General features: G+C 65.2%; 19 protein-coding genes and 1 pseudogene. 13 read left to right on the forward strand and 7 right to left on the reverse strand.

The features are described 5' to 3' along the window. Window positions 1-55, forward strand: a 55-nt coding sequence (locus TX79_RS20090) for a hypothetical protein (protein WP_394324998.1), incomplete at its 5' end; no start/stop codon positions are given. 218 nt (window positions 56-273) lie between these two features. Here TX79_RS20090 and TX79_RS07345 read toward each other — a convergent pair. After that, window positions 274-1,071, reverse strand: coding sequence for an SDR family oxidoreductase (locus TX79_RS07345; RefSeq protein WP_049926816.1), 798 nt, complete (start codon window positions 1,069-1,071; stop codon window positions 274-276). A gap of 381 nt (window positions 1,072-1,452) precedes the next feature. On the opposite strand from TX79_RS07345, the gene TX79_RS07350 reads away from it, so the two are divergent. Then, entirely contained in the window at window positions 1,453-2,223 is a 771-nt protein-coding gene (locus tag TX79_RS07350; RefSeq protein ID WP_049926818.1) for an IclR family transcriptional regulator, read from the forward strand. 839 nt (window positions 2,224-3,062) lie between these two features. On the opposite strand, the gene TX79_RS07355 is transcribed toward TX79_RS07350, so the two are convergent. Further along, on the reverse strand, window positions 3,063-3,884 hold the full coding sequence (locus tag TX79_RS07355; protein WP_049926819.1) for a fumarylacetoacetate hydrolase family protein: 822 nt from the start codon (window positions 3,882-3,884) through the stop codon (window positions 3,063-3,065). A gap of 272 nt (window positions 3,885-4,156) precedes the next feature. Between TX79_RS07355 and TX79_RS07360 the strand changes: the two genes are divergently transcribed. The 4 genes and pseudogenes from TX79_RS07360 (at window position 4,157) to rdfA (ending at window position 10,331) form a co-directional block, all read left to right on the forward strand. Continuing rightward, a complete protein-coding gene (locus TX79_RS07360; RefSeq protein WP_049926820.1) occupies window positions 4,157-5,458 on the forward strand; it encodes a lactate racemase domain-containing protein in 1,302 nt (433 codons plus the stop codon). 218 nt (window positions 5,459-5,676) lie between these two features. Then, window positions 5,677-7,928 (forward strand): annotated as a pseudogene (locus TX79_RS07365) (NADP-dependent malic enzyme). A gap of 174 nt (window positions 7,929-8,102) precedes the next feature. Beyond that, window positions 8,103-9,482, forward strand: coding sequence for a glycerate kinase type-2 family protein (locus tag TX79_RS07370; protein ID WP_049926821.1), 1,380 nt, complete (start codon window positions 8,103-8,105; stop codon window positions 9,480-9,482). Window positions 9,483-9,689: 207 nt separating this feature from the next. Beyond that, a complete protein-coding gene (gene rdfA, locus TX79_RS07375) occupies window positions 9,690-10,331 on the forward strand; it encodes a rod-determining factor RdfA (RefSeq protein WP_049926822.1) in 642 nt (213 codons plus the stop codon). 254 nt (window positions 10,332-10,585) lie between these two features. Here the strand turns inward: rdfA and TX79_RS07380 are convergent, their stop codons facing one another. Further along, entirely contained in the window at window positions 10,586-11,665 is a 1,080-nt protein-coding gene (locus tag TX79_RS07380) for a Vms1/Ankzf1 family peptidyl-tRNA hydrolase (protein WP_049926823.1), read from the reverse strand. A 12-nt stretch (window positions 11,666-11,677) separates the two neighbouring features. On the opposite strand from TX79_RS07380, the gene TX79_RS19250 reads away from it, so the two are divergent. The 3 genes from TX79_RS19250 (at window position 11,678) to hemH (ending at window position 14,312) form a co-directional block, all read left to right on the forward strand. Then, on the forward strand, window positions 11,678-11,836 hold the full coding sequence (locus TX79_RS19250) for a hypothetical protein (protein WP_154660473.1): 159 nt from the start codon (window positions 11,678-11,680) through the stop codon (window positions 11,834-11,836). A gap of 28 nt (window positions 11,837-11,864) precedes the next feature. After that, window positions 11,865-13,142, forward strand: coding sequence for a protoporphyrinogen oxidase (gene hemG / locus TX79_RS07385; RefSeq protein ID WP_049928316.1), 1,278 nt, complete (start codon window positions 11,865-11,867; stop codon window positions 13,140-13,142). A 108-nt stretch (window positions 13,143-13,250) separates the two neighbouring features. Continuing rightward, window positions 13,251-14,312, forward strand: a complete 1,062-nt coding sequence (gene hemH, locus TX79_RS07390; protein WP_049926824.1) for a ferrochelatase — start codon at window positions 13,251-13,253, stop codon at window positions 14,310-14,312. Window positions 14,313-14,338: 26 nt separating this feature from the next. Here hemH and hemE read toward each other — a convergent pair whose 3' ends face one another. Both hemE and TX79_RS07400 read right to left on the reverse strand, forming a co-directional pair. Continuing rightward, on the reverse strand, window positions 14,339-15,343 hold the full coding sequence (gene hemE, locus TX79_RS07395; protein ID WP_049926825.1) for a uroporphyrinogen decarboxylase: 1,005 nt from the start codon (window positions 15,341-15,343) through the stop codon (window positions 14,339-14,341). A gap of 90 nt (window positions 15,344-15,433) precedes the next feature. Next, window positions 15,434-16,672 (reverse strand): HD domain-containing protein, encoded by a 1,239-nt coding sequence (locus tag TX79_RS07400; protein ID WP_049926826.1) that lies wholly within the window; start codon window positions 16,670-16,672, stop codon window positions 15,434-15,436. A gap of 435 nt (window positions 16,673-17,107) precedes the next feature. Here TX79_RS07400 and TX79_RS07405 point away from each other — a divergent pair, with 435 nt between their 5' ends. Together TX79_RS07405 and TX79_RS19255 are read left to right on the forward strand one after the other, a co-directional pair. Beyond that, on the forward strand, window positions 17,108-17,575 hold the full coding sequence (locus TX79_RS07405) for a GNAT family N-acetyltransferase (protein ID WP_049926827.1): 468 nt from the start codon (window positions 17,108-17,110) through the stop codon (window positions 17,573-17,575). A gap of 180 nt (window positions 17,576-17,755) precedes the next feature. Then, window positions 17,756-18,016 carry a hypothetical protein gene (locus TX79_RS19255; RefSeq protein WP_154660474.1) on the forward strand — a complete coding sequence of 87 codons (261 nt, stop codon included), beginning with the start codon at window positions 17,756-17,758 and terminating at the stop codon, window positions 18,014-18,016. 121 nt (window positions 18,017-18,137) lie between these two features. On the opposite strand, the gene TX79_RS07410 is transcribed toward TX79_RS19255, so the two are convergent. Further along, the gene (locus tag TX79_RS07410; protein ID WP_049926828.1) at window positions 18,138-19,316 is read right to left on the reverse strand and encodes a redox-regulated ATPase YchF; all 1,179 of its coding nucleotides are present in this window, start codon (window positions 19,314-19,316) and stop codon (window positions 18,138-18,140) included. Between the two features lie 110 nt (window positions 19,317-19,426). Then, the gene (locus TX79_RS07415) at window positions 19,427-19,630 is read right to left on the reverse strand and encodes a hypothetical protein (RefSeq protein WP_049926829.1); all 204 of its coding nucleotides are present in this window, start codon (window positions 19,628-19,630) and stop codon (window positions 19,427-19,429) included. Between the two features lie 139 nt (window positions 19,631-19,769). On the opposite strand from TX79_RS07415, the gene priS reads away from it, so the two are divergent. Together priS and TX79_RS07425 are read left to right on the forward strand one after the other, a co-directional pair. Next, window positions 19,770-20,945, forward strand: a complete 1,176-nt coding sequence (priS, locus tag TX79_RS07420) for a DNA primase small subunit PriS (protein WP_049926830.1) — start codon at window positions 19,770-19,772, stop codon at window positions 20,943-20,945. Continuing rightward, window positions 20,942-21,955 carry a DNA replication complex subunit Gins51 gene (locus TX79_RS07425; RefSeq protein WP_049926831.1) on the forward strand — a complete coding sequence of 338 codons (1,014 nt, stop codon included), beginning with the start codon at window positions 20,942-20,944 and terminating at the stop codon, window positions 21,953-21,955. Before priS ends, TX79_RS07425 begins: the two co-directional genes overlap by 4 nt. Window positions 21,956-21,972: the final 17 nt, after the last annotated feature.

Consider the following 21,972-nt stretch of genomic DNA (forward strand, 5'->3'; position numbering starts at 1 on the left):
AGAGCTTCTCGCACTCTCGCGGTGTAACCGCGTGAATATCGAGCGACTCGCGTAGCGTCGCTCGGACTCTCGCGGCACGGTTGCGAAACGTGCCGATTCCCTCGACTCGTTCGCCTGGGTGACGAAGGGACGACGTTCAGTGTGCGTATGAGGACGCTACCGTACAGGAACCGAACGGTCGTCGGTCCGTACTGGTTCCCTCGGTAAAACGTGGACGTGCCACACCGAATCCAACTGTCGTCGCGGACAGCAGGGACAACCGATCGAGCGCCGTTAGAAGGCGTGTTCGGACCAGCCGCCGTCGACGGTGAGCACCGCGCCCGTCGTGAACCCGGCGGCCGGCGACGCGATGAAGGCGACGGCCCGCCCGAACTCCTCGGGGGAGCCGAGCCGGGAGAGCGGTAGTTCGTTCTCCCGGCGTTCGGTCGCTTCCTCGATGGAGATGCCTTCGTCTTCGGCGAGTTGCGTGATCTTGTGGTCGATGCGGTCGGTGTGGACGCCGCGTGGCGCGACGCAGTTGACGCGGACGCCGTCGTCGCCGTACTGCCTCGAGAGGGTCTTCGAGAGACCGTAGATTCCCGATCGGAAGACGTTGCCGAACAGCCCGAATTCGTTCGGTTCTAGCGCAGAAGCCGCGACCAGATTCGTGATCGAGCCGCCGCCATCACGGAGGTGGGGCAGCGCGATCTGACAGGTCTGGATCGTACTCCGGAGGATGGACTGGTAGTGGTCGTCGAACTCCTCGAGGGTGGCGTCAGCGAACGCTTTGGAGGCCGGTCCGCCGTGGTTGGTCACGAGAACGTCCAGTCCGCCGAGCGAATCGATGGCGTCTGTCACGCCGGCTTCGATCGAATCGGGATCGGTCAGATCACAGACCTGATAGCCGACGCGGTCGGGATCGCAGTCCGTCTCGGCACGGATGTCCGCGACGGCGGCTTCCAGATTGTCCGGATCGCTCGAGGTGACGACGACGTCGGCCCCTTCGGCGGCGAACTGTGTCGCGGCGGCCCGGCCGAGTCCCTTGCTTCCTGCCAGTACGAGCGCGGAGTTGCCCGCTAATCCGAGATCCATACCTCCGGTACAGAGACTGTACACTTATTCTCGTCGGAACAAGTAATCGAGACGACCTGTTTCGGTCACAACCGTGGTACTGGTGAACCGCTCGTCCCATTCCGATCGGTGAGATACGACAACCATATGGATCGGATCGAAAAAGACGGACGGATTCCGATCCGTGTGCGTGATCCCGACCGGATCGGCACCAAAACCCTATCCCGGCATATTGTTCACGGAGTATGTGGGCCGGGGAACACCGAATTTACGTCCCGCATCGTGGGATTTTATACCTTAAACTCCGATTCATATTCGAAAAGTTTGCTAAATTCCGCCCAAGAAATGGGTGAAGGTTTCGCGTGATGGGATTTTATAAGTGGTGGGGCCGTAGCAGTGAGCATGAAACAGGAACAGTCCACGCCACCAGTCCAATCGACCGAAACGACGCTGGACGTGATCGAGGCGCTCAGATCCCTCGAGGGCGGCCGAGTGAACGAGATCGCGGAATACCTCGAGAAGTCACCGAGTACCGTCCACCGCCACCTGAACACGCTACTAACGCACGATTACGTCACGAAGGAGGGCGACACCTATCACCTGGGCATGCGGGTGTTGACGCTCGCTGGCGTCGTCCAGACGCGGGACCCAGCGTACCAGCTGGCCAAGACGAAGGTCGACGAACTCGCCGAGGAAACCGGAGAACACGTCCAGTTCCTCGTCGAAGAACACGGGAAACGGTACTACGTCCATACGGGAACCGGAAAACAGGCCGTACAGACGGATAGCCAACTCGGGAAGACTGGCTACCTCCACTGCAGCGCCGCTGGCAAATCCATGCTTGCGAAACTCCCCGACGCGTACGTCGAGGAAATCATCGACTACCACGGTCTGCCGCCGATCACGCCTCACACGATCACGGACGAAAACGCCCTGTACGACGAACTCGAGACGGTTCGAGAGACCGAGATCGCGTTCAACTTCGAGGAGTCGACGGAAGGATTGAACGCTATCGGAACGGCCATCACCGATCCCAGCGGATCGGTGATCGGTGGTCTGAGCATCTCCGGACCGGCACACCGAATGAAAGGCGAACGACTCGAGTCCGAGATGGCGGACCTGTTGTTAGGAATCGCGAATGAACTCGAACTGAAGATAAAATACGAGTTGTGATTACAGGGGTACTCCTGTAAATGAAGGTCGTTCGTTCCACGGGTCGGCCGAGAAATATGTGGGACGGTGAACGCCAGTTATTTTACACCAGTACTTCCGTAAACAGTCCTGGGATGATTCGTTTACGGAACTGAGTTAGTAACCCGGTTGGTTTTACACTGTTGGTGGTAACGCAATTAGCCATTCCCTTCGGCGGCGGTTCGGGCGGTCGATTTTCGCCGCACGAATTTGAAAAGGAACGATTTCACGAGGAGAAATCGACCCCATGGGAGGACTTACGAAATAGTAGTGTTTTCTTTCCGGGCCGGTTAATGGTCGATCGTTCGAAATTGGTAGGGAATATACGAAGATCCAACGATCGCAGATGTGGGGAACCGATAGCAGGTCGACTCGACGGCTCGTCCGTCCAGTCGCGTTCGGCTTCCGACGATCGTCTCGAGCCGAGGCCGATCGCTCTGGGATCGATCGCTCTCCGTATTCCAAATATTATCGGATTTGTATTATGTGTGTTTCATATATACGTAACGTACGTATCACGGTTTCGGCGACATGGAATAATCGGAAGATACCAAGTGGACGATACGCCGTATCCGAGCTTTCAGAATTCGAAATCCGATGATTGGTGGAGTATATCCGATACTGGCGGTGGTGGTATACTTCGGTCCCTTCCGATACGACGGCGTGCTAGGTGGATCCAGCCGTGATTCGAAGTTCCGGAAGATAATAGTCGATGACTAGATAGAACCCAAAATTGTCAGATGAGTATGTATTGGCGTGACGGGGTGTTCGACGGGATGATCGTCGACTCGGGAGACCGGGGTGACGGAGACCGACGGTCGTTATCGGACCACGTCGGCGCTTACGTCTCCCACGACGTCGACGCTCGCGGTTACGTGATCGCCGGCGTCGATCGGCGACGCTCCTGGCGTACCGGTCGAGATCACGTCCCCCGGTTCGAACGTCATCACGTCCGAGTGGAACGAGACGAGTTCCTTCGGGGGCGTCATCATGTTATGAACGCGGTTTTCGGCCACGACCTCGTCGTTGACGATTGTCCGGACCGTGATCGACTCGAGGTCGTCGACTTCGTCGGTCGTGATGATCGAGGGGCCGACGACGAGAAACGTGTCGAAGCTCTTCGATCGGGTGAGGAAACGCGGGTTCTGCTCGAGGACGTCCTCGGCGGTCATGTCGATGACGGGCAGGTAGCCGGCGATGACGTTTTCGGCCTCCTCGCGCTCGAGGTCGCGACAGGTCTGCCCGAGAACGACGGCGAGTTCCGCCTCGGCGGTAACGCGGTCCGTGATCGCCGGGTCGGGGAGGCGAATGGGGCCGCCGGGCCCGGTCGCTGCCGTCGTTGGTTTCATGAAACTCGCGGGTTCGGTCGGTCGGTCCTCGTCGAGGTCCGAAGCGTGTTCCGCGTAGTTGAGCCCGATCCCCCAGAGTTTGCCGTACTCCGCGAGCGGCGACGCGAACGCGAGGTCCGACGCCGGGACCGGTTCGGCAGAGGCGTCTGCTGGATCGGCGAGGTCGCCGGCGGCAGCGAGCGGCAGGGCGTCACGAACGGTCTCGAGCGACGGATCGGCGGCCGAAAGCGGGACGAACCCGCTGTCGTCGCCCAGCAGCGGCGTGCCGTCCGCGGAGCGAGCGAGACGAACCATCGTCAGCGGCTCCCCTCCTCAGCGCCGGGCAATCGGTCGGACTCGAGCGTGGCGGCCGCGTTCGTCTCGATTTCCGTTCCGTCAGTGGACCGCGTCGTCACTGTACACATACGGACGGCTATCTCGCGGTCGCGTGGAAAACGTTGTCGATCGTGTTGATTGGTAACGTGGGATCGGACGGCCGGATTCCGGAGTCACGTCGCTCGAGATTTTCTCGACGGAGCGAAACGTCGGAACTGACTTACAGCAGCCGGTTCGACCCAACGACAGACATGGAGTTTCCGACCCGGGACGACGTCGACGGGTTGCTCGACCCGCAACCGCTGCCTCCGTTCGCCCGCGTCGCCTACGAGCCACCGACCGAGACGGTCACGAATCCACGACAGCGGCTCCGGTCGGAACTGGCTACGCTCCCGCTCGAGGAGCTCGAGCGGGGAGCGACGGTCGCGCTGGGGGTCGGCAGCCGCGGCATCCACGACCTCGCGGCATACGTGACGGAGGCGGTATCCGCACTCCGGGATCGGGATCTCGAGCCAGTGATCGTGCCGGCGATGGGGAGCCACGGCGGGGCGACGGCCGAGGGCCAGCGCGATCTGCTCGCGGCGCTCGACGTCACGGAAGAGCGGATCGGAGCCCCGATCGATGCCCGGATGGACGTCGAGGAAGTTGGGGAGGTGACCGTCGGCGAGACCACGGTCCCGGCGTACGTTTCGACCGCAGCCCTCGAGGCCGATGGCGTCGTCGTGCTCAACCGGGTCAAACCGCACACGAACTTCACCGGACGGATCGAGAGCGGCCTCGTCAAGATGGCGGTCGTCGGGCTGGGAAAACAGGCCGGAGCGAACGCCTTTCACTCGACCGCGATCGCGGAGGGATACGTGCCGACGCTGGAGGCGCTGCTGTCGGTCGTCAGGGAGGCCCTGCCGTTGCTCGGAGGGATCGCGCTCGTCGAGAACTTCTACGAGGAGACCGCCCACGTCGAGGGTGTTCCCGCCGACGCGTTCGAGGAACGCGAACCCGATCTACTCGAGCGCGCCCGCGAGGAGATGGCGACGTTGCCCCACGACGACCTGGATCTCCTCGTCGTCGACGAGATCGGCAAGGAGATTTCAGGGGCCGGCATGGATACCAACGTGATCGGCCGGTACGAGGTCCTCAACGCCCCGGAACCGGAACGGCCGGACGTCGACCTGATCTACGTGCGCGGCCTCACTGCTCACACCAAGGGCAACGGCAACGGGATCGGCCTCGCCGACCTCACGCGTCGATCGGCGGTCGAACAGCTCGACCTCCAGCAGACGTACGCGAACGCGCTGACCAGCGGGTCGCTCGCGAAAGCGCGGCTCCCGGTGGTCGCGCCGGACGACGAACTCGCGGTCAGGATCGCATGCAGTGCGCTCGGCGGCTACGACCCCGACGAGGTCCGGATCGCCTGGATCGAGAACACCACCGACCTCGAGGAACTCTACGTCTCCGAGGCGCTGCTCGAGGAACTCACGGACGACGTGGCGGTGCTCGAGCACGGACGGCTCTCGTTCGACGACGGGGCGATGACGTTCGCGGCCGAGGAGTGACGGGTACGGCCCGGCCGACGTGACAGCCTTGCCCGGGATTCGATCCCCGGCAGTCGAGCGGGTATCGACTCCGGCCGTCCGGTCGGCTCCCGGCAGCGATCCGGTCGAACGCACGTAATCGGTCGTTCAGATACCCGAACGTGGACGCTTCGCCGTCGTCACGACGTGTTCGCCCTTCGGATCCACAGGCTTTTGCCCGTCTGTTCGGAACGAAACCTATGTCACTGGAAGACGACTCCCTCGGCTATCACGAGACGGAGCCGCCGGGGAAGATCGAGGTACGGACGACGAAACCGACGAACACCCAGCGGGAACTCAGCCTCGCGTACTCGCCGGGGGTCGCGGGTCCGTGTCGCGAGATCGCGGACGATCCCGACGCGGCCTACCAGTATACGATCAAGGGGAACCTCGTCGGCGTCGTCTCGAACGGCTCGGCCGTGCTCGGACTCGGCGACATCGGTCCGCAGGCCTCGAAGCCGGTCATGGAGGGGAAAGGCGTCTTGTTCAAACGCTTCGCCGATATCGACGTCTTCGACGTGGAACTCGATCACGACGACCCCGACGCGTTCGTGGAGTCGGTCGCCGGCATGGAACCGACCTTCGGGGGATCAACCTCGAGGACGTCAAGGCCCCCGAGTGCTTCGAGATCGAGGAACGATTGCGCGAGCGGATGGACGTGCCGGTGTTCCACGACGACCAGCACGGGACCGCGATCATCTCCGGCGCGGCACTGTTGAACGCGGCTGAGATCGTGGGGAAGGACCTCGAGGACCTCGAGGTGACCTTCGCGGGTGCGGGGGCGGCGGCGGTCGCGACGGCTCGCTTCTACGTCTCGCTGGGCGTCCGCAAGGAGAACGTCACGATGGTGGACATCGACGGCATTCTCACCACGGAGCGAGCCGAAGCCGGCGATCTGAACCCGTACAACCGCGACTTCGCCCGCGACGTGCCGGAGGGAGATCTGGCGGACGCGATGGAAGGCGCGGACGTCTTCGTCGGGCTCTCGGTCGGCGGCATCGTCGATCAGGCGATGGTGCGCTCGATGGCCGAGAATCCGATCATCTTCGCGATGGCCAACCCCGATCCCGAGATCGGCTACGAGGAGGCCAAAGCGGCCCGCGACGACACGGTCATCATGGCCACGGGCCGGTCGGACTACCCGAACCAGGTCAACAACGTCCTCGGGTTCCCGTTCCTCTTCCGCGGGGCACTCGACGTACGCGCGACCGAGATCAACGAACCGATGAAGGTCGCGGCCGCCGAGGCGCTGGCCGATCTGGCGAAAGCGGACGTGCCCGACGCCGTCCGCAAGGCATACGGCGATCAACCCCTCCAGTTCGGTCCCGAGTACATCATCCCGAAGCCGATGGATCCCCGCGTCCTGTTCGAGGTCGCACCGGCCGTCGCCGAGGCGGCGATGGAGAGCGGTGCCGCTCGATCCGCTGTCGAACGCGACCAGTACGTCGAACGCCTCGAGGCCCGCCTGGGGAAGTCCCGGGAGATGATGCGCGTCGTCCTGAACAAGGCCCAGAGCGATCCCAAACGGCTGGCGCTGGCGGAGGGACACAACGAGAAGATGATCCGGGCGGCCTACCAGCTACAGGAGCAGGGCATCGCGGAGCCGGTCCTGATCGGAAACCGCCAGGAGATCGAACGCACGGCCGGTGACCTCGGCCTCGAGTTCGATCCCGAGGTCGTCGATCCCGAAACCGGTGACTACGACGAGTACGTCGACGCGCTGTATCAACGGCGCAAGCGAAAGGGGATCACTCGGAACGAAGCCGCGGAGTTCATCGAGGACAGCAACTACTTCGCGTCGGTGATGGTCGATCAGGGCGACGCCGACGCGATGCTGACGGGGCTGACCCACCACTACCCCTCGGCGTTGCGTCCGCTCTTGCAGGTCATCGGGACTGCCGAGGACGTCGAGTACGCCGCCGGCGTCTACATGCTCACGTTCAAGAACCGGGTCGTCTTCCTTGCCGACGCGACGGTCAACCAGGATCCCAACGCGGAAACGCTCGCGGAGGTGACCCAGCACGCGGCAGACATCGCGCGACGGTTCGACGTCGACCCGCGCGCCGCGTTGCTATCGTACTCGGACTTCGGTAGCGTCGACAACGAAGGCACCCGGAAACCCCGCCGTGCGGCCGACATGCTACGGACCGATCCGTCGGTCGAGTTCCCCGTCGACGGGGAGATGCAGGCCGACACCGCCGTCGTCGAGGACATCCTCCAGGGAACCTACGAGTTCGCCGACCTCGACGACCCCGCGAACGTGCTCGTCCTGCCGAACCTCGAGGCGGGGAACATCGCGTACAAACTCCTCCAGCGACTCGGCGGCGCGGAGGCCGTCGGACCGATGCTCGCTGGCATGGCCAAACCGGTCCACGTCCTCCAGCGCGACGACGAGGTCAAGGACATCGTCAACCTCGCGGCCGTCGCGACGGTCGAGGCCCAGCAGAAGTAGTCCGTCCCCGGCAACGGGGGACGGTCCATGCTTCTGAACGGAGGCTCACGCACGAGGAACGGACCATCGTCGTCACCGGTACGAGCCAGGGGGATCGGACGGACGATCGCGCTCCAGCCCTCCGAGCAGGGGCGAAGGTCGCGGTTTGAAACCGCTGGCGCGCGATGGACCGGTATGGAACCGGTCACCGTCCCCAATCGCGACGCGCTTCAAGCGACCCCTGCCCACGCGGTGGCTCTCGACTGTCTCGTCAGCGGTATCGAGGCCGCCCATCCTCGCCGACTGGTCGAGGAGCGCGTCTCGGTACGGGACGATACCCTCCGGATCGAGACCGTCGACGGAAACAGCACCGCGTACGACCTCGAGCGATACGACGACGTCGTGGTCGTCGGCGGCGGAAACGCAGTGAGAGGGTTCGCCCGAGCGCTCGAGGACGCGCTCGACGATCGGCTGACCGGCGGCGCGGTAGTCACCGACGATCTGGCGGCGACAGTCGAAGATGGAGTGAGCGACGAATCGGACGAGCGCATCGAGGTACTCCCGGGCGAGCACCCGGTTCCGACCGAGACGAACGTCCGGAACACCCGGCGATTGCTCGAGGTCGCGGCCGACGTTAGCGCGGACGATCTCGTCGTCGCGGTCGTCACTGGCGGGGCGAGCGCGCTCCTCACGGCTCCCGCGCAGCCCCTCTCGCTGGCCAACCTCCGGTCGACGACCGAGGCGCTGCTGGGGAGCGGAGCACCGATCGACGAGATCAACGCCGTTCGGAAACACTGCAGCGCGATCAAAGGCGGGCGGCTGGCGGAGACGCTCGCGCCGGCGACCGTCTGTGCGCTCGTTCTGAGCGACGTCGTCGGCGACGACCCGAGCGTGATCGGGAGCGGCCCGACGGTCCCCGATCCGTCGACGTACGCCGACGCCCGGGCGGTTCTCGAGCGATACGATCTCGAGGTCCCCGACGCGGTCGAACGGCTACTCACGGACGGATCGACAGGTGACCGTCCCGAGACGCCCACGGCCGACGATTCGGCGTTCGATCGCGTGACGACCCACGTCGTCGGAAGTAATCGAACGGCGCTCGAAGCGGCCCGCGAGACGGCGAGCGAGCGCGGATACGAACCGCTCGTCCTCTCCTCGCGCGTCCGGGGTGAGGCCCGCGAGGCTGCACTCACGCACGTCGCCATCGCCGAGGAGTGTCGCGAAACCGCGACGCCGATCGAACCGCCGGCAGTGCTGCTCTCGGGTGGTGAGACGACCGTGGCTCTCGGCCCGTCGGCCGGCGAAGGTGGTCCGAACCAGGAGTTCGTGACGGCCGCCACGCTCGCGCTCGAGGCCGATCGGGTGGTCGTCTCGAGCGTCGATACGGACGGAATCGACGGCTCGACGGATGCAGCCGGAGCGATCGCCGCCGGATCGACGCTGGACCCCGCGTCAGCCCGCGATGCCCTCGATCGCAACGACGTCGAACCACTGCTTGCGACCGCCGGTGCGCTCGTCCGGACCGGACCGACGGGGACGAACGTCAACGACCTACGCGTGATCGTCGTCGAGTAGTTCAGGGTTCACGGTGCCCGATTAGTATCCGAATTAGAACCATATTCAGATATTATCATATATGGTATATCTTCTGCGCTGTTTCTCGGACGCCGAGGTTCCGGCTCGGGACGAGTCGACAGTTGGTCGGCCGTTACGGCCGTATTCCTGTAAACGGTCTTCTTCAGGCGGAATCTTTTTTACGACCAGTCGGGTACGTTCAGTTCAGTGAGCGAACGTAGTACGGAGTCGACGGGTGAACCGTCGTGCGGATGCAAAGTCGGTCGGGTGGCCGGCGAGTACGACCTCACCGGTCTGGACGAGGAACTGGTCACCTACTGGACCGACCAGTCCGAGGACCGATACAGCACCCGTGATCTCGCCGCTCACGTCAACCAGCGCATCCTCGAGTCGGCGCTCGTGGAGGCCGGCCTCCAGTACCGGGACGGCGAGGTCGAGAACACCTACCGGTTGCTCACCGACGACGACGTCAGCAGCGGGACCCGCGTCCAGACGCGCAAAGAACTCGAGCGCGACGGCGTGCCCGTCGAGGACATCGAGAGCGACTTCGTCTCCCACCAGACCGTCTACAACCACCTGACCGCCTGTCTCGAGGCATCGCTCGAGTCGCCCAGCGACGAGGAGCGCATCGAACGCAGCCGGGACAAACTGGGGGCGCTCCGTAATCGGACGAGCGCGGTGACAGCCGATACGATCGAACAGCTCGATCGCAACGACGTCCTCGAGATCGGCGAGTTCGACGTCCTCGTCGACGTCACCGTGACCTGCAAGGACTGCCGCCAGCAGTACACCGTCCGCGACCTGCTCGAGCAAGGCGGCTGTGACTGCGAGTCCGTCGCCGACGACTGAGGCCGGTTCTCGTCGCCGTACCGACGTAGTTGGATCCAGATTATTTCGTCCAACCGGTCGTGTCGATGTCCCCGGAGAGGCGAGTGTGGGTTCTTCTCCGCTTTCCGGAGGCCCATGGCGAGCGTGAGCTATCGGATTTGAATGATATATTCCAGATAGACAAAAGGTGGGTGGGGGCGGTTCGATGGTTCTCGGCCACCGGTAAAACGCCGGTCCGGCCCGGACGGCTAGCAATCGACGGGGTTGTGTCGGAGTCACTCGATCGGGAACCGCAACAGGGCACCGATGCCGTCGAACGCCTCGGCAAACCGGTCGCCGCCGGGGAAGTCGTCCGGGACGACGACCGTCTCCCCGCCCTGCTCGACGGCCCGGTCGCCGAACCGCTGGAGCTGTCGGCCCTCGAGCGCGGTCGAGAGCAACAGCGTCTCCACGGCGTCGTACTCGAGGGCGTCGTCGACCTCGTCCGTACCGTACGCGACGGGACGATCGTCGTCGCGCACCACGTCGAAAAACGACGAGAGCGTCTCGCGAGCGTCGCGTCGGTCCCGCTCTGCGAGCGCGGACTCGCCCTTCCGCGCCAGTTGTCGGAGGCCCTGTTCGCTCGCGTACTCGACCGCGAACGTGTCGACGATGCGATCCTCGAGTTCGTGATCGAGGTCGGCCTCGTCGCGAAAGCGTTCGATCGTTCCGGTAGTGCCGCCGAACAACACGCTGTCGACGGGATCGTCGTCCAGAAACTCGAGCGCGGCGCGTTCGGCTACCTCGTCGAAGAACTCGCGTTTCTGTCGTTCGCGGTCCCGCTCGAATCGCTCGGCGGACTGTCCGCCGGCGCTGGATTTTCCCGGCACGTCGCTGTCGAACGTGTCGATCGGATCGACGCCTTCGTCGGTGAGTCGCCCGATCGCCGCGCCGCCGCGTTCGACCACCAGCAGGCCGTGCGTCGACGCGGGTTCGGTGACGCCCTCGAGCGGGTCGAGGTCGAACTCGTTGGCGTGTTCGTACCGTTCCGCCTCGATCGGCGCGGGGAGGTCGTCGAACGTCGCCGTGAGCAAGTCGCCGTCGACGACGCCGGCGTAGATCGCCAGTCCGTCCTCGGGTATCTCGTCGTACTCGTTCAACGCCTGTCGCGTCGCCTCGAGCGCATCGGTCAGGGGCTCCGGCGCGGTGCTCTCGTCGAGTTGCGTCGCCTCCGCGTAGTCGGTTTCGACGGGCTGGCGGGCCGCGCCGATCGATTCCTCCGGCGGGACGGTCCGGGTGACGAGTACGTCCCGGTCCGCGTCGGCGTTCGCGAGTCGGTCGAGACGGTCGTGTAGTTCGTATTCCTCGAACGTCATGGAGAATCGTTGGTGGCACGTGGACCACCGGTTCGGCTTCGTCCATCGTTGGCCGACGAGGAGGGAGAGGTGCCGGCCGGCGTGGTCAAGGCGGTCGAGGTGCGCGAACGCGAGCCTGGCTCGAGAACCACACCCCGTAGCGGCAATCCCATCGCCGTGACGACACAGTGAAATGCGTCCGATCGAAACCATCGGAGAGATGAGAGTTGGCGTCGTGGGGGCCGGGATCTCCGGCCTGTCACTCGTACACGCGCTCGCGGACCGGGACGTAGACGTCGTCGGGTTCGAGGCGCGGGCGGAACCGGGCGGTATCATGCGGAGTCGACGGGTGGACGGCCGGACCGTCGAACTCGGGCCACAGCGACTGCGACTGACGCCCGGACTCGAGTCGATGGTGACCGACCTCGGACTCGAGGATCGGCTCCGAACCGGCGACGACGACCAGCCGATCTACATCTACCACGACGAGTCGCTACACGTCGCGCCGCTGTCCGTCCGCGAGGCGCTGACGACCGACCTGCTCTCCCTGCGGGGAAAGCTCCGCATCCTCCTCGAGCCGCTGTACGGGCCGCCGAAGCCGGACGAAACCGTCGACGAGTACCTCACCCGAAAGTTCGGACGGCAGGCCGCACGCCGCTATCTCGGCCCGTTGTACAGCGGCCTCTACGGCACCCATCCGGACGACATGCTCGTCGAGTACTCGCTCGGACGAGCCCTGGAGAAGGCCGGCATCGATCGGAGCGTTCTCCTGTGGGTTGCCAGGAAACTCCTCTCCGGCCGGGAGACGCCCCCGATCGTGACCTTCGAGGACGGCCTCGGCGAGCTATCCACGGCGCTGTACGAGGCCCACAGCGACGCCGTCCGGCTCGAGACGCCGGTCGAATCGATCCACGAGACCGACGACGGCTACGAACTCCGGACCCCGGAGGACAGCGAACGCGTCGACGAGGTCGTCCTGACGACGCCGGCCGAAACCTGTGCCGACCTGCTCGAGCCGGTCGACGCGGACCTCGAGTCGGTGCTGCGACGGTTCACCTACAACCCGATCGGGATGGTGTACCTCGACTCCGGGTTCGACGGCGAGGGCATCGGGACGCTCGTCCCGCCGGGGTCCGACGTTCGGATCAGCGGCCTCACCTGGAACGCGAGTTTCCTCGGGCGGGAGCGCCTTTACACCTGCTACGTCGATCCCGGCACGTATCCGGAGATGGAGTCGAGCACGGACGAGGAACTCGGCGACGTCGCGGCCGCCGAGTTCGAGCGGATCACGGGGGCGTCGGCGACGCCGATCCACGTCCACCGGTGGGATCCGGGCATGCCGGCCTACGATCGGTCCTGGACGGCGATGGACGACCTCGAGCCGCCGGCGGGCGTCCACTTCTGTACGAACTTCGTCGACCGGCCGGGGATTCCCGGGCGCATCCGCAGCGCGAGGCGACTCGCCGACGAACTGGCCGACAGATCGACCGGAAAATAACCTGGACGCGTTCAGCCGGGTGCCGAACGCGTTCGTCTCCGTCGGCGGGCGACGCGGGCGACTGCCGGCTTCGAAGTTCCTATACCGGGCCTGTCCTAACGGCCGCGTATGGACACTGGGATCGTGCTCTTGAACTTCGGCGAGCCGTCCGAACCCGACCGGGACGTCGTCTTCGAGTACCTCACGCGCATCTTCTTCGACAACGCAGACCTCGAGGAGGCCGAGTCCGAGGAGGCCGCCTGGGAACGGTCCGAAGAACTCGCACGTCGCCGACTCCCCGGACTCATGGAGGAGTACGAGGAGATCGGCGGCTCGCCGCTGCAGGAGCAGGCCGACGCGCAGGCGGCCGCGCTCGAGGAACGACTCGCCGAACGCGGCCACGATGTCGAGATCTACCGGGCCATGCAGTTCATGGAACCGCTGATCCCCGACGTGGCCGAGGAACTGGCCGCCGACGGCATCGAGTCGGTGATCGCCGTCCCGATCTACCCGCTCTGTGGCCCCTCGACGACGGTCGCCTCGATCGATTCCCTCGAGTCGGCGATCGAGGACGTCGAGGGCTACGATCCGGATATGACGGCGATCACGGGGTGGCACCGCGTCCCCGCCTACAACCGCATCCGGGCCGAGACGATCTCCGAGTTCGTCGAGGCGGAGGGCGTCGACCTCGACGATCCCGACACCGCCTTCGTCTTCTCGGCTCACGGTACCCCCAAGAAGTACCTCGAGGAGGGGAGCCGCTACGACCAGTACGTCGAGGAACACGCGGCCGCCATCGCGAGCATCGTCGGCATCGACGACTACGAGATCGGCTACCAGAACCACGCCAACCGCGGCATCGAGTGGACCGAACCCGACACGGAGGACGTCGTCGAGGGGCTCGAGGGCGAGGCCGAGCGCGTCGTCGTCGAGCCGATGAGCTTCATGCACGAACAGTCGGAGACGCTGGTCGAACTCGACGTCGACCTCCGCGAGGACGCCGAGGCGGTCGGCCTCGACCTTCACCGGGTGCCCGTTCCCCACGACGATCCCCGGTTCCCGACGCTGCTCGCCGACACCGTCGAGCCGTTCCTCTCGGGTTTCGAACCCTCCTACTACCAGCTTCGGCCGTGTCAGTGCCGGGACGAACCGGGTACGTACTGTTACAACGCCGGATTGCCGCCACAGTGAGGCGGCGCGAGTAGACGCGACTCGGTTCAGGCGGCGTCCTTCGCCGCCTCGAAGAACGCCTCGACGTTTTCGACGGGCGTGTTCCGATCGACGCCGTGGCCGAGGTTGAGGATGTGGCCCTCGGAGCCGCCGGCTTCGACGACGGCTCGAGTGCGCTCTCTGACGGTCTCGGGATCGCCGTAGAGGAGCGCCGGGTCGAGGTTCCCCTGGATCGCGACGTCGCCGAGTTCTTCGCGGGCGGCCTCGAGGTCGACCGTCCAGTCAAGCGCCACGACGTCTGCGCCCGTCTCCTCGAGCAGTGCGAGGTTACCGCTGACGTTGCGGACGAAGACGATGGTCGGCACGTCGACGGCGTCGACGATCTCCCGGTGGAGCGGCAGGAGGAACTCGCGGTAGTCCGCGGGCGAGAGCAGGCCGGCGTACGTATCGAACAACTGTATCGCGTCGGCCCCCGACTCGACCTGGTACGTGACGTAGTCGACGACGACGTCGGTGAACGCCCGCAACAGCCGTCGGAACGCCTCGGGGTGTTCCGCCCGGAGCCGACGGACCGCCATGAACGATCGGGACGGCGTCCCCTCGCAGACGTACGCCGAGAGGGTGAAGGGGCCGCCAGTGAACCCGAGGACGGCCGCCTCCGAGCCGAGCTCCGCCGAGAGGCGCTCGAGCAGTTCGCCGACGTAGGGGAGTTCCTCGGCGACCGGCTGGTGTTCCCGGTGGGTATCGGCTGGCGACTCGACCGGGTTCTCCACGACCGGGCCGACTCCGGACTCGAGGTGATAGGAGAAACCCAGCGGCTCGAGCACCGTCAGGATGTCAGAGTACATGACGACGCCGTCCGGCGCGAACCGCTCGTAGGGCTGGAGGCTGATCTCGGCAGCGACCGACGGCGTCGAGATCGCCTCGAGAAACGAGTACTCCTCCCGAAGCTCCCGATACTCCGGGAGATAGCGCCCCGCCTGTCGCATCATCCACACCGGGGGCCGATCGGTTCGCTCCCCGCGCGCCGCCCGGAGGAATCGGTCTTTCATACCGCCGGATTGCCATCCGAGCGGCCTAATTGTTGTGAAAGGAGCACGGACGACGGGTGCCGCGTCCCGCACGTGTTCGGCGGCCGTCGCTCACGCCGAGTCGACGAACTCGTCGAGCGTCGCGTCGAGTCCGTTTCGGACCTCGCTGACCAGCGCGCCGTCGATGTCGAGGCCGAGCACCGATACCGCCGCGCGGCCGACGCGCTCGCGCATCTCGGCCGGCGAGTAGACGCCAAGCCGCCACTGGGAGTACTGGGCCGCTCGCAGCGCGCCGACCAGCGGCGACTGCTGGTCGAGTCGGCGGATCTCGCCGTTGACCATCACTCGCGAGGTCGACTCCTTCATGGACGGCCGACTCGGCACGTCGACGATCACGCACTCGGGATCGACCTCCGCTCGGGCGGCGATCTCGCGTTCGAACTCGCGGATCGCCTCGTGGTCCGACTCGATGATTCCGCCGGGAACGTCGTCGATCTCGGCCCAGACCGCGCGCTTGTAGAGGTCGCGCTGATCCAGCCGCCGGGAGAACTCCGCGGTCGCCTCGCTCGAGCGCAGCGCGACGGTGAGATCGGCGTCGTCCATCCGCTGGAGCGTCGCCGCGTCCACGTCGTTGTCGGACGACTCGAGCAGGCGCTCGGCGGCCCGACGGAGCATCGCCTTGCTGATCCGGGCGACGCTGTGGCTGTAGACCGTCGGGTTCATCAGCGCCCGGGCGACGAGCAGGCTCTCGGCCGTCTGGACGTTGCCCTCGGTGAGGACCAGTTCGCCGTCCGTGAAGGTCAGTTCGCGGACCAGCCGGCCGGTGTCGATCGTCCCGTAAGGAACGCCGGTGTGGTGGGCGTCCCGAACCAGGTAGTCCATCCGGTCGACGTCGAGTTCGCCCGAGACGAGCTGGCCGAACCGGCCGTCGCCGGCCACCAGATCCGCTACGGCCGCCGGCTCGATGTCGTGGTCGCGCAACACCTCGCCGACCGTCCCCTCAGCGAGGAGGTCGTGGACGTCGTCGTGATAGCGGCCGGTACGGCGGTAGGTCAGCGACTCGAGATTGTGACTGAAGGGGCCGTGTCCGATGTCGTGGAGGATGGCAGCCGCCTGCACGCGATCGGCCTGTTTCCCCTCCACGCCGAGGTGCTCGAGGGCGCGACAGGCCAGGTGATAGACGCCGAGGCTGTGTTCGAACCGCGTGTGGTTCGCCGACGGATAGACGAGCGAGGCGGTCCCCAGCTGGCTGATCCGCCGCAGCCGCTGGAGTTCGGGCGTGTCGACCAGGTCGCGGGCGACCCCCTCGACCTGGATGTGGTCGTGCACGCTGTCCTTGATGACCTTCATACCCGGTCTTCGGCCGGTTCCTACAAAAACCGTCGGATGCTCGAGACGTTTCGGCCCGCGACGGGGCTCGAGCGATCGGTACGGCTTTCACCGCCGAATTCGAAGGTCGAATATGGTCGCACCCTGGTGGATGACGGTCGGGCTGTTCGCCGTCGTCATCCTCTGTCTGATCGCGTTGCTGTACATCTCGACCCAGTGGGAGGAGTGACGTATTCCCCTGTGTGCCAGTCGTCCCCCGATATTCCGCTCTTCGTTCCCGGCTTGGGCCGTTCGATGGCCGTCCCGGACCGAACTGTGCCGCTTTCGATCGGCCGTCCGTCAGTCGTCGACGCTTGTTCCAGTCGCCGTCTCATCGATCGTCCGGTTGTCGGTTCGGTGTGTCAGAACCCAACACATCGTCCAAACCCTGACAAGTGAGCGCCACCCCGTCCACCTATGAAGCTCGTCGAAGCAACCGACGCCGACCTCGAGGCGCTCGTCGATCGCTGGTACGATCTCGCAGTCGCGATGGAGGAGTACTCCCAGTTGAACGAACTCACCTCCGCGGACGTAGACGAGGTTTCCGAGGAGGTCTTCCGGGCACACCTCGAGGACGAGGAGATCACTGACCACCTCGTCGTTCACGACGGCGAGACGATCGGTTTCGTCACGCTTCGCGAGGGTAGCCATCCGTCCCGACAGTACTCGAAATACCTCCGCATCGTGAACCTCGCTATCGACGAGGGCCACCGGAATCGGGGGCACGGCACGGCGGTCGTCGAGCGGGTGAAAGCCCTCGCTCGAGAGCGCGGCTGTGACCACCTCAAGGTCTCCTGCGAGTGGGAAAACGAGGACGCGCGCCGATTCTACCGTGCGACGGACTTCCGGCCGAAGCAAGTCGATTACGCACAGCCGCTCGAGTGAGTTGACAGACGCCAGCCTCGCTGCCAGTTTTGAATTCTGGCGAGGATGCCATTCTCACGGGGTGCTTCTGGTCGATCCGTCCTCACGGTATTCGCTTGAACGATCACTTACGTAGTGTGTTCTGCCGAGACTGTTCTAATACTAAATATATATTAGTTCACCACTGTTAGCAAGCGGATAATGAGTCGAGCGATACTGGTCGTCATCTCACTATATCTGCTTATCGTCGGTCCAATTGCTGCCCTAGTGTGTTGGGATGCTCGAAAAAGCGAACTGGAGAGCCCGTTACAGTGGGCTGCCTTCGTGTTCGTCTTCAATGGTATCGGATTGATCCTCTATTTGTCCGAGAAGGATACACAACTCCACGATGAGGCGGATGCCACTCCGTACTCGTTACCTGGGAAGAAGAAAAACGGTCACGACGACCAACAGCGCGAGTGATGACGTAATGGACGATCGCCGACGAGAACTCGTCCAGCGGGTGGCAGCGGCTGACCGGGACGCGAACCGCGATATCTACGACCCGCTCGAAAACGAGTAACGCACTTCGACTCTCTTTTTATCAGTTGGTGCTCACGATCTTGATCACGTCGCCTTCCTCGAGTTCGTAGTCCTCGCCGACCTCCCGGTTCGACTTGGCGTCGACGGCGTGGAGGTAGCCGTCGCCGATGTCGGAGTGGACGGCGTACGCGAGGTCGACGGGCGTCGACCCCTCGGGCAGGAGATGCGCGTCTGGCAGTACGTTGCCGCTGCCGTCGGACCACTTCGCCGCGTCCTCGACCGGATAGGCGGTGAGGTGCTCGAGCAACTCGTAGACGGCGTAGTTCAGCGCACCCTGGACGCCGGTGCCGCCGTACTCGGCCATCGTCTCCGCGAGGTCCTCGAGGGCCTCGCGCTGGGCGTCGTTGACGCCGTCGCCGATTTCGAGCGTCTCGTCGCCGGGGTCGTAGTCGACGAGATCGTTGTCCGCGGCCCGGCGAAGCGCGAGTTCGCCTTCGGCGGTCGTGGGGATCACCGGCTTGTCCAGCTCGAGCAGTTTCTCGACGTGCCCCTCGGGGGCGACGTCGATCTTGTTCGCGGCGACGACGATCGGCTTGGTGCGCTCGCGGACCAGCCGCGCGAGTTCCTCGCGGTGGTCGTCCTCCCACTGGATCGGATCTTCGGGGTAGTCGAGTTCCCGAAGCACTTTCGCGATCTGGGTCGGCGACGCGCCGAACCCCGAGAGCATGTCCGCGAGCGCGTCGTCGATGTCGAAATCGGGTGACCGGGACTTCCGTTCGACGGACTCCCAGTTGTTCTCGACGATGCCGGCCAGCCAGAGGTCCATCTCCTCCTCGACGAAGTCGATGTCCTCGAGCGGGTCGTGGTCGCCGATATCGACGGGTTCACCCTTCTCGTTGGTCCCGCCGGAGGCGTCGATCACGTTGACGATGACGTCCGCGTTCGTCAGTTCGTCGAGGAACTGGTTGCCCAGGCCCTTCCCCTCGTGAGCGCCCGGAACCAGGCCCGCCACGTCGAGCAGTTCGATCGGAACGTAGCGCTTGCCGTCCTCGCAGTTGTCCGCGTTACAGCGCTGGTCGCGCTCGAGGCAGGGACACTCCGTCCGGACGTAGCTCACCCCCCGATTGGCGTCGATCGTCGTGAACGGGTAGTTGGCGACGTCCACGTCGGCCATCGTCGCCGCGGTGTAGAACGTGGACTTGCCGGCGTTTGGCTTCCCGGCAAGCGCGATCGAGAGCATACGGAGCGCTACTCGTGTGGCTCAAAACTGCCTTTCGATTCCGGGACCCCGGTGACGCCCTCGAAAAATCGAACCACGAGCGACGATCGGCGAGGGCCGACCGTCGGCACCTACGGACTCGCCTCGACCGATTCGGGGTCGTCGATGGCGTCGTCCAGGCCGTGGAACGACGCCGCGTCGACCGTTTCGTCGGTCGCGTCGGTCCGCAGTTCGCGGGAGGACGAATCCGCCTCCTGTGGTTCGACCACGGAATCGCTCCCGGTCACCGATACGAACAGCGAGCCGAGGTCGTCGGTTCGGTCGGTATCGGTCATCGGTCGACACCTCCGCGGCGGGCACGTATACGCAGTCGGACAGGAAATATGCACCGAACCGATCCGCGCCGCGCCGGGAACGCCAGCGTCGATCGTTCCGGCAGCGTTATACTCCCCCACCGACGAATACCCGAGGCGCATGGAGGAGCGAACGAGGGCCTATCTTCGGGGGCGGTTTCGCGATCATTACCGACGGACGGAGATCACGCCACCGCCCGCGGCCAACGAACGCGAGTGGGGGTTCATCCCCTGGACCGAGGGACCCGGCACGACGATGGTCCGCCACCGATCCCTGCTCGAGCTCGGCGACCTCTCGGAGTTTCTCGTTCGCAAACGGCCCCGGCACGTCTACTTCTCCGCGGGCCGGTTCCGCGACCCGGGGGCCAAGTCGATGCACGCCAAGGACTGGCAGTCGGCGGATCTGGTCTTCGACCTCGACGCCGACCACCTCCCCGGCGTCACCCTCGGCGAGGACTCCTACGCCGAGATGCTCGCGACCTGCAAGGACGCCCTCGTTCGCTTGCTCGACTTTCTGGAGGACGACTTCGGCTTCGAGGACCTCGAGATCGTCTTCTCGGGCGGCCGCGGCTACCACGTTCACGTCCGCGACGAGAACGTGCTCCACCTGGAGCGCGAACACCGCCGCGAGATCGTCGACTACGTCCGGGGCATCGGACTCGAGTACGAGGAACTGATCGACACCGAGACCGTCGCCGGGATCGGCCGCAAGACCCCGACGGAGCGACGAACCCTCCGGACCGAGGGCGGCTGGGGCGAACGCATCCACGCCCACTTCATGGCGTTCGTCGACGAGTTGCTCGAGATGGACGAGGAAGCAGCCCTCGAGCGGCTCCAGGCGTTCGACGGCATCGGCCAAGGGAAAGCCCAAGCGACGTTAAACGCCGCCCGGAACAACCGCGAGCAACTCGAGGCGGGCAACGTGACGGTTCACACCGCCGTCTCCCAACTGGCCGAACGCTTCGCCTCGCGGGCGGTCGAGCGTGACAACGCGCCGATCGACGAACCCGTCACGACCGACACGAACCGGCTCATTCGGCTGCCCGGCAGCCTCCACGGCGGCAGCGGCCTCGAGACGATGCGACTCGAACGCGGGGAGATCGACGACTTCGAGCCGCTGGTCGACGCCGTCCCGGAGACGTTCCGGGGCCAGGAGATCGCCGTCGACGTCACGGACGGTGGCACGGTCGAACTGGGAGGAGATAGTTTTACAATCGCGGAGGGCGACCAGTCACTTCCGGAGTACGTTGCCGTGTTTCTGATGGCGCGCGGCAGGGCTGAAAAGGAGAAAGAATGAACTTAGACGAGTTGCGCTCGGTCCAGAGCACGGAGCGAAAGAAAGACAGCCTCCAGAACCTTCGCCCGTCGTTCTACCAGGAGGTCGGCGAGTACATCGCGGACCTCGAGGACGAGCGCGACCGGGTCGCCGAGCAAGCGGACGATCCGTTCTCCTCCCCCGAAGTGAGCCGCCTCACCGACGAGATCGAGACGGCCAAAGACGTGGTCGAAGCCATCTACGAGCGGCGGATGGGCAAACTCGTCAAGCAGGCCAGCCTCGCGGCGGCCGGGATGCCGGCCGACGACGAGGGGCTGACCGCCGAGGAACAGGACCTCTTCGAGGATCTGGTCGGGCGCATCGAGTCGAACAAGTCTCACGTGCTCGACGTCCTCGAGGGTAAGACGGTGGACGACACCGCGGAAACGGAATCGGCCCCTGGGGCCAGCGCCACGGATACGCCCGGCCAGGCGGGGACCGAGCCTCGAGCGGACGCCGGAGCCACACGCGACGAGCCACGGGACGTGGCACCACCGGAGTCGTCCGATCCGGACCCGCCGGCCCCGCCGGCACCCGAACCGGATCCGACGGCGAACCCAAACGACGACGCAACCGAAAGCGGTCTCTCGCCGGCCGACGCGATGGGCGGTGGCTCGCCCGCCGAAACGTCGTCGGGCACCGCACCCGACTCGTCCGGATCGCCGGACTCCACAGCTGACGCTCCTGGATCACCGGGTGCTGCTCCCGATCCCAGCCACCCGGATGCAGGTGGGACCGACCTGGACGGATCGGTCGAAACGGCGTCCGGATCGACGGACCCAGCGTCGGGTGCGGGACACTCCGACGCCGCCGCTCGAGCGCCGGCCGACGAGGACGTCGACCGCGTCACCGTCAGGATCACCCGCGACGTCGGCTCCATCCTCGGCGTGGACAACCGCGAGTACACCCTCTCCTCGGACGACATCGTCACCCTGCCGGAACAGAACGCCGATCCGCTGCTCGAGCAGGAAGCGGCCGAACCGCTCGAGTGACGGATCGATTCAGCCGC

The sequence above is a fragment of the Halopiger goleimassiliensis genome, assembly GCF_000455345.1.
GTDB lineage: Archaea > Halobacteriota > Halobacteria > Halobacteriales > Natrialbaceae > Halopiger_A > Halopiger_A goleimassiliensis.

What these genes read in the sequence shown, in the direction of transcription:
- TX79_RS07345 (WP_049926816.1), bottom strand. Translation starts at nt 1,071, where the DNA reads ATGGATCTCGGATTAGCGGGCAACTCCGCGCTCGTACTGGCAGGAAGC.
- TX79_RS07350 (WP_049926818.1), top strand. Translation starts at nt 1,453, where the DNA reads ATGAAACAGGAACAGTCCACGCCACCAGTCCAATCGACCGAAACGACG.
- TX79_RS07355 (WP_049926819.1), bottom strand. Translation starts at nt 3,884, where the DNA reads ATGGTTCGTCTCGCTCGCTCCGCGGACGGCACGCCGCTGCTGGGCGAC.
- TX79_RS07360 (WP_049926820.1), top strand. Translation starts at nt 4,157, where the DNA reads ATGGAGTTTCCGACCCGGGACGACGTCGACGGGTTGCTCGACCCGCAA.
- TX79_RS07370 (WP_049926821.1), top strand. Translation starts at nt 8,103, where the DNA reads ATGGAACCGGTCACCGTCCCCAATCGCGACGCGCTTCAAGCGACCCCT.
- TX79_RS07380 (WP_049926823.1), bottom strand. Translation starts at nt 11,665, where the DNA reads ATGACGTTCGAGGAATACGAACTACACGACCGTCTCGACCGACTCGCG.
- hemG (WP_049928316.1), top strand. Translation starts at nt 11,865, where the DNA reads ATGAGAGTTGGCGTCGTGGGGGCCGGGATCTCCGGCCTGTCACTCGTA.
- hemH (WP_049926824.1), top strand. Translation starts at nt 13,251, where the DNA reads ATGGACACTGGGATCGTGCTCTTGAACTTCGGCGAGCCGTCCGAACCC.
- hemE (WP_049926825.1), bottom strand. Translation starts at nt 15,343, where the DNA reads ATGAAAGACCGATTCCTCCGGGCGGCGCGCGGGGAGCGAACCGATCGG.
- TX79_RS07400 (WP_049926826.1), bottom strand. Translation starts at nt 16,672, where the DNA reads ATGAAGGTCATCAAGGACAGCGTGCACGACCACATCCAGGTCGAGGGG.
- TX79_RS07405 (WP_049926827.1), top strand. Translation starts at nt 17,108, where the DNA reads ATGAAGCTCGTCGAAGCAACCGACGCCGACCTCGAGGCGCTCGTCGAT.
- TX79_RS19255 (WP_154660474.1), top strand. Translation starts at nt 17,756, where the DNA reads ATGAGTCGAGCGATACTGGTCGTCATCTCACTATATCTGCTTATCGTC.
- TX79_RS07410 (WP_049926828.1), bottom strand. Translation starts at nt 19,316, where the DNA reads ATGCTCTCGATCGCGCTTGCCGGGAAGCCAAACGCCGGCAAGTCCACG.
- TX79_RS07415 (WP_049926829.1), bottom strand. Translation starts at nt 19,630, where the DNA reads ATGACCGATACCGACCGAACCGACGACCTCGGCTCGCTGTTCGTATCG.
- priS (WP_049926830.1), top strand. Translation starts at nt 19,770, where the DNA reads ATGGAGGAGCGAACGAGGGCCTATCTTCGGGGGCGGTTTCGCGATCAT.
- TX79_RS07425 (WP_049926831.1), top strand. Translation starts at nt 20,942, where the DNA reads ATGAACTTAGACGAGTTGCGCTCGGTCCAGAGCACGGAGCGAAAGAAA.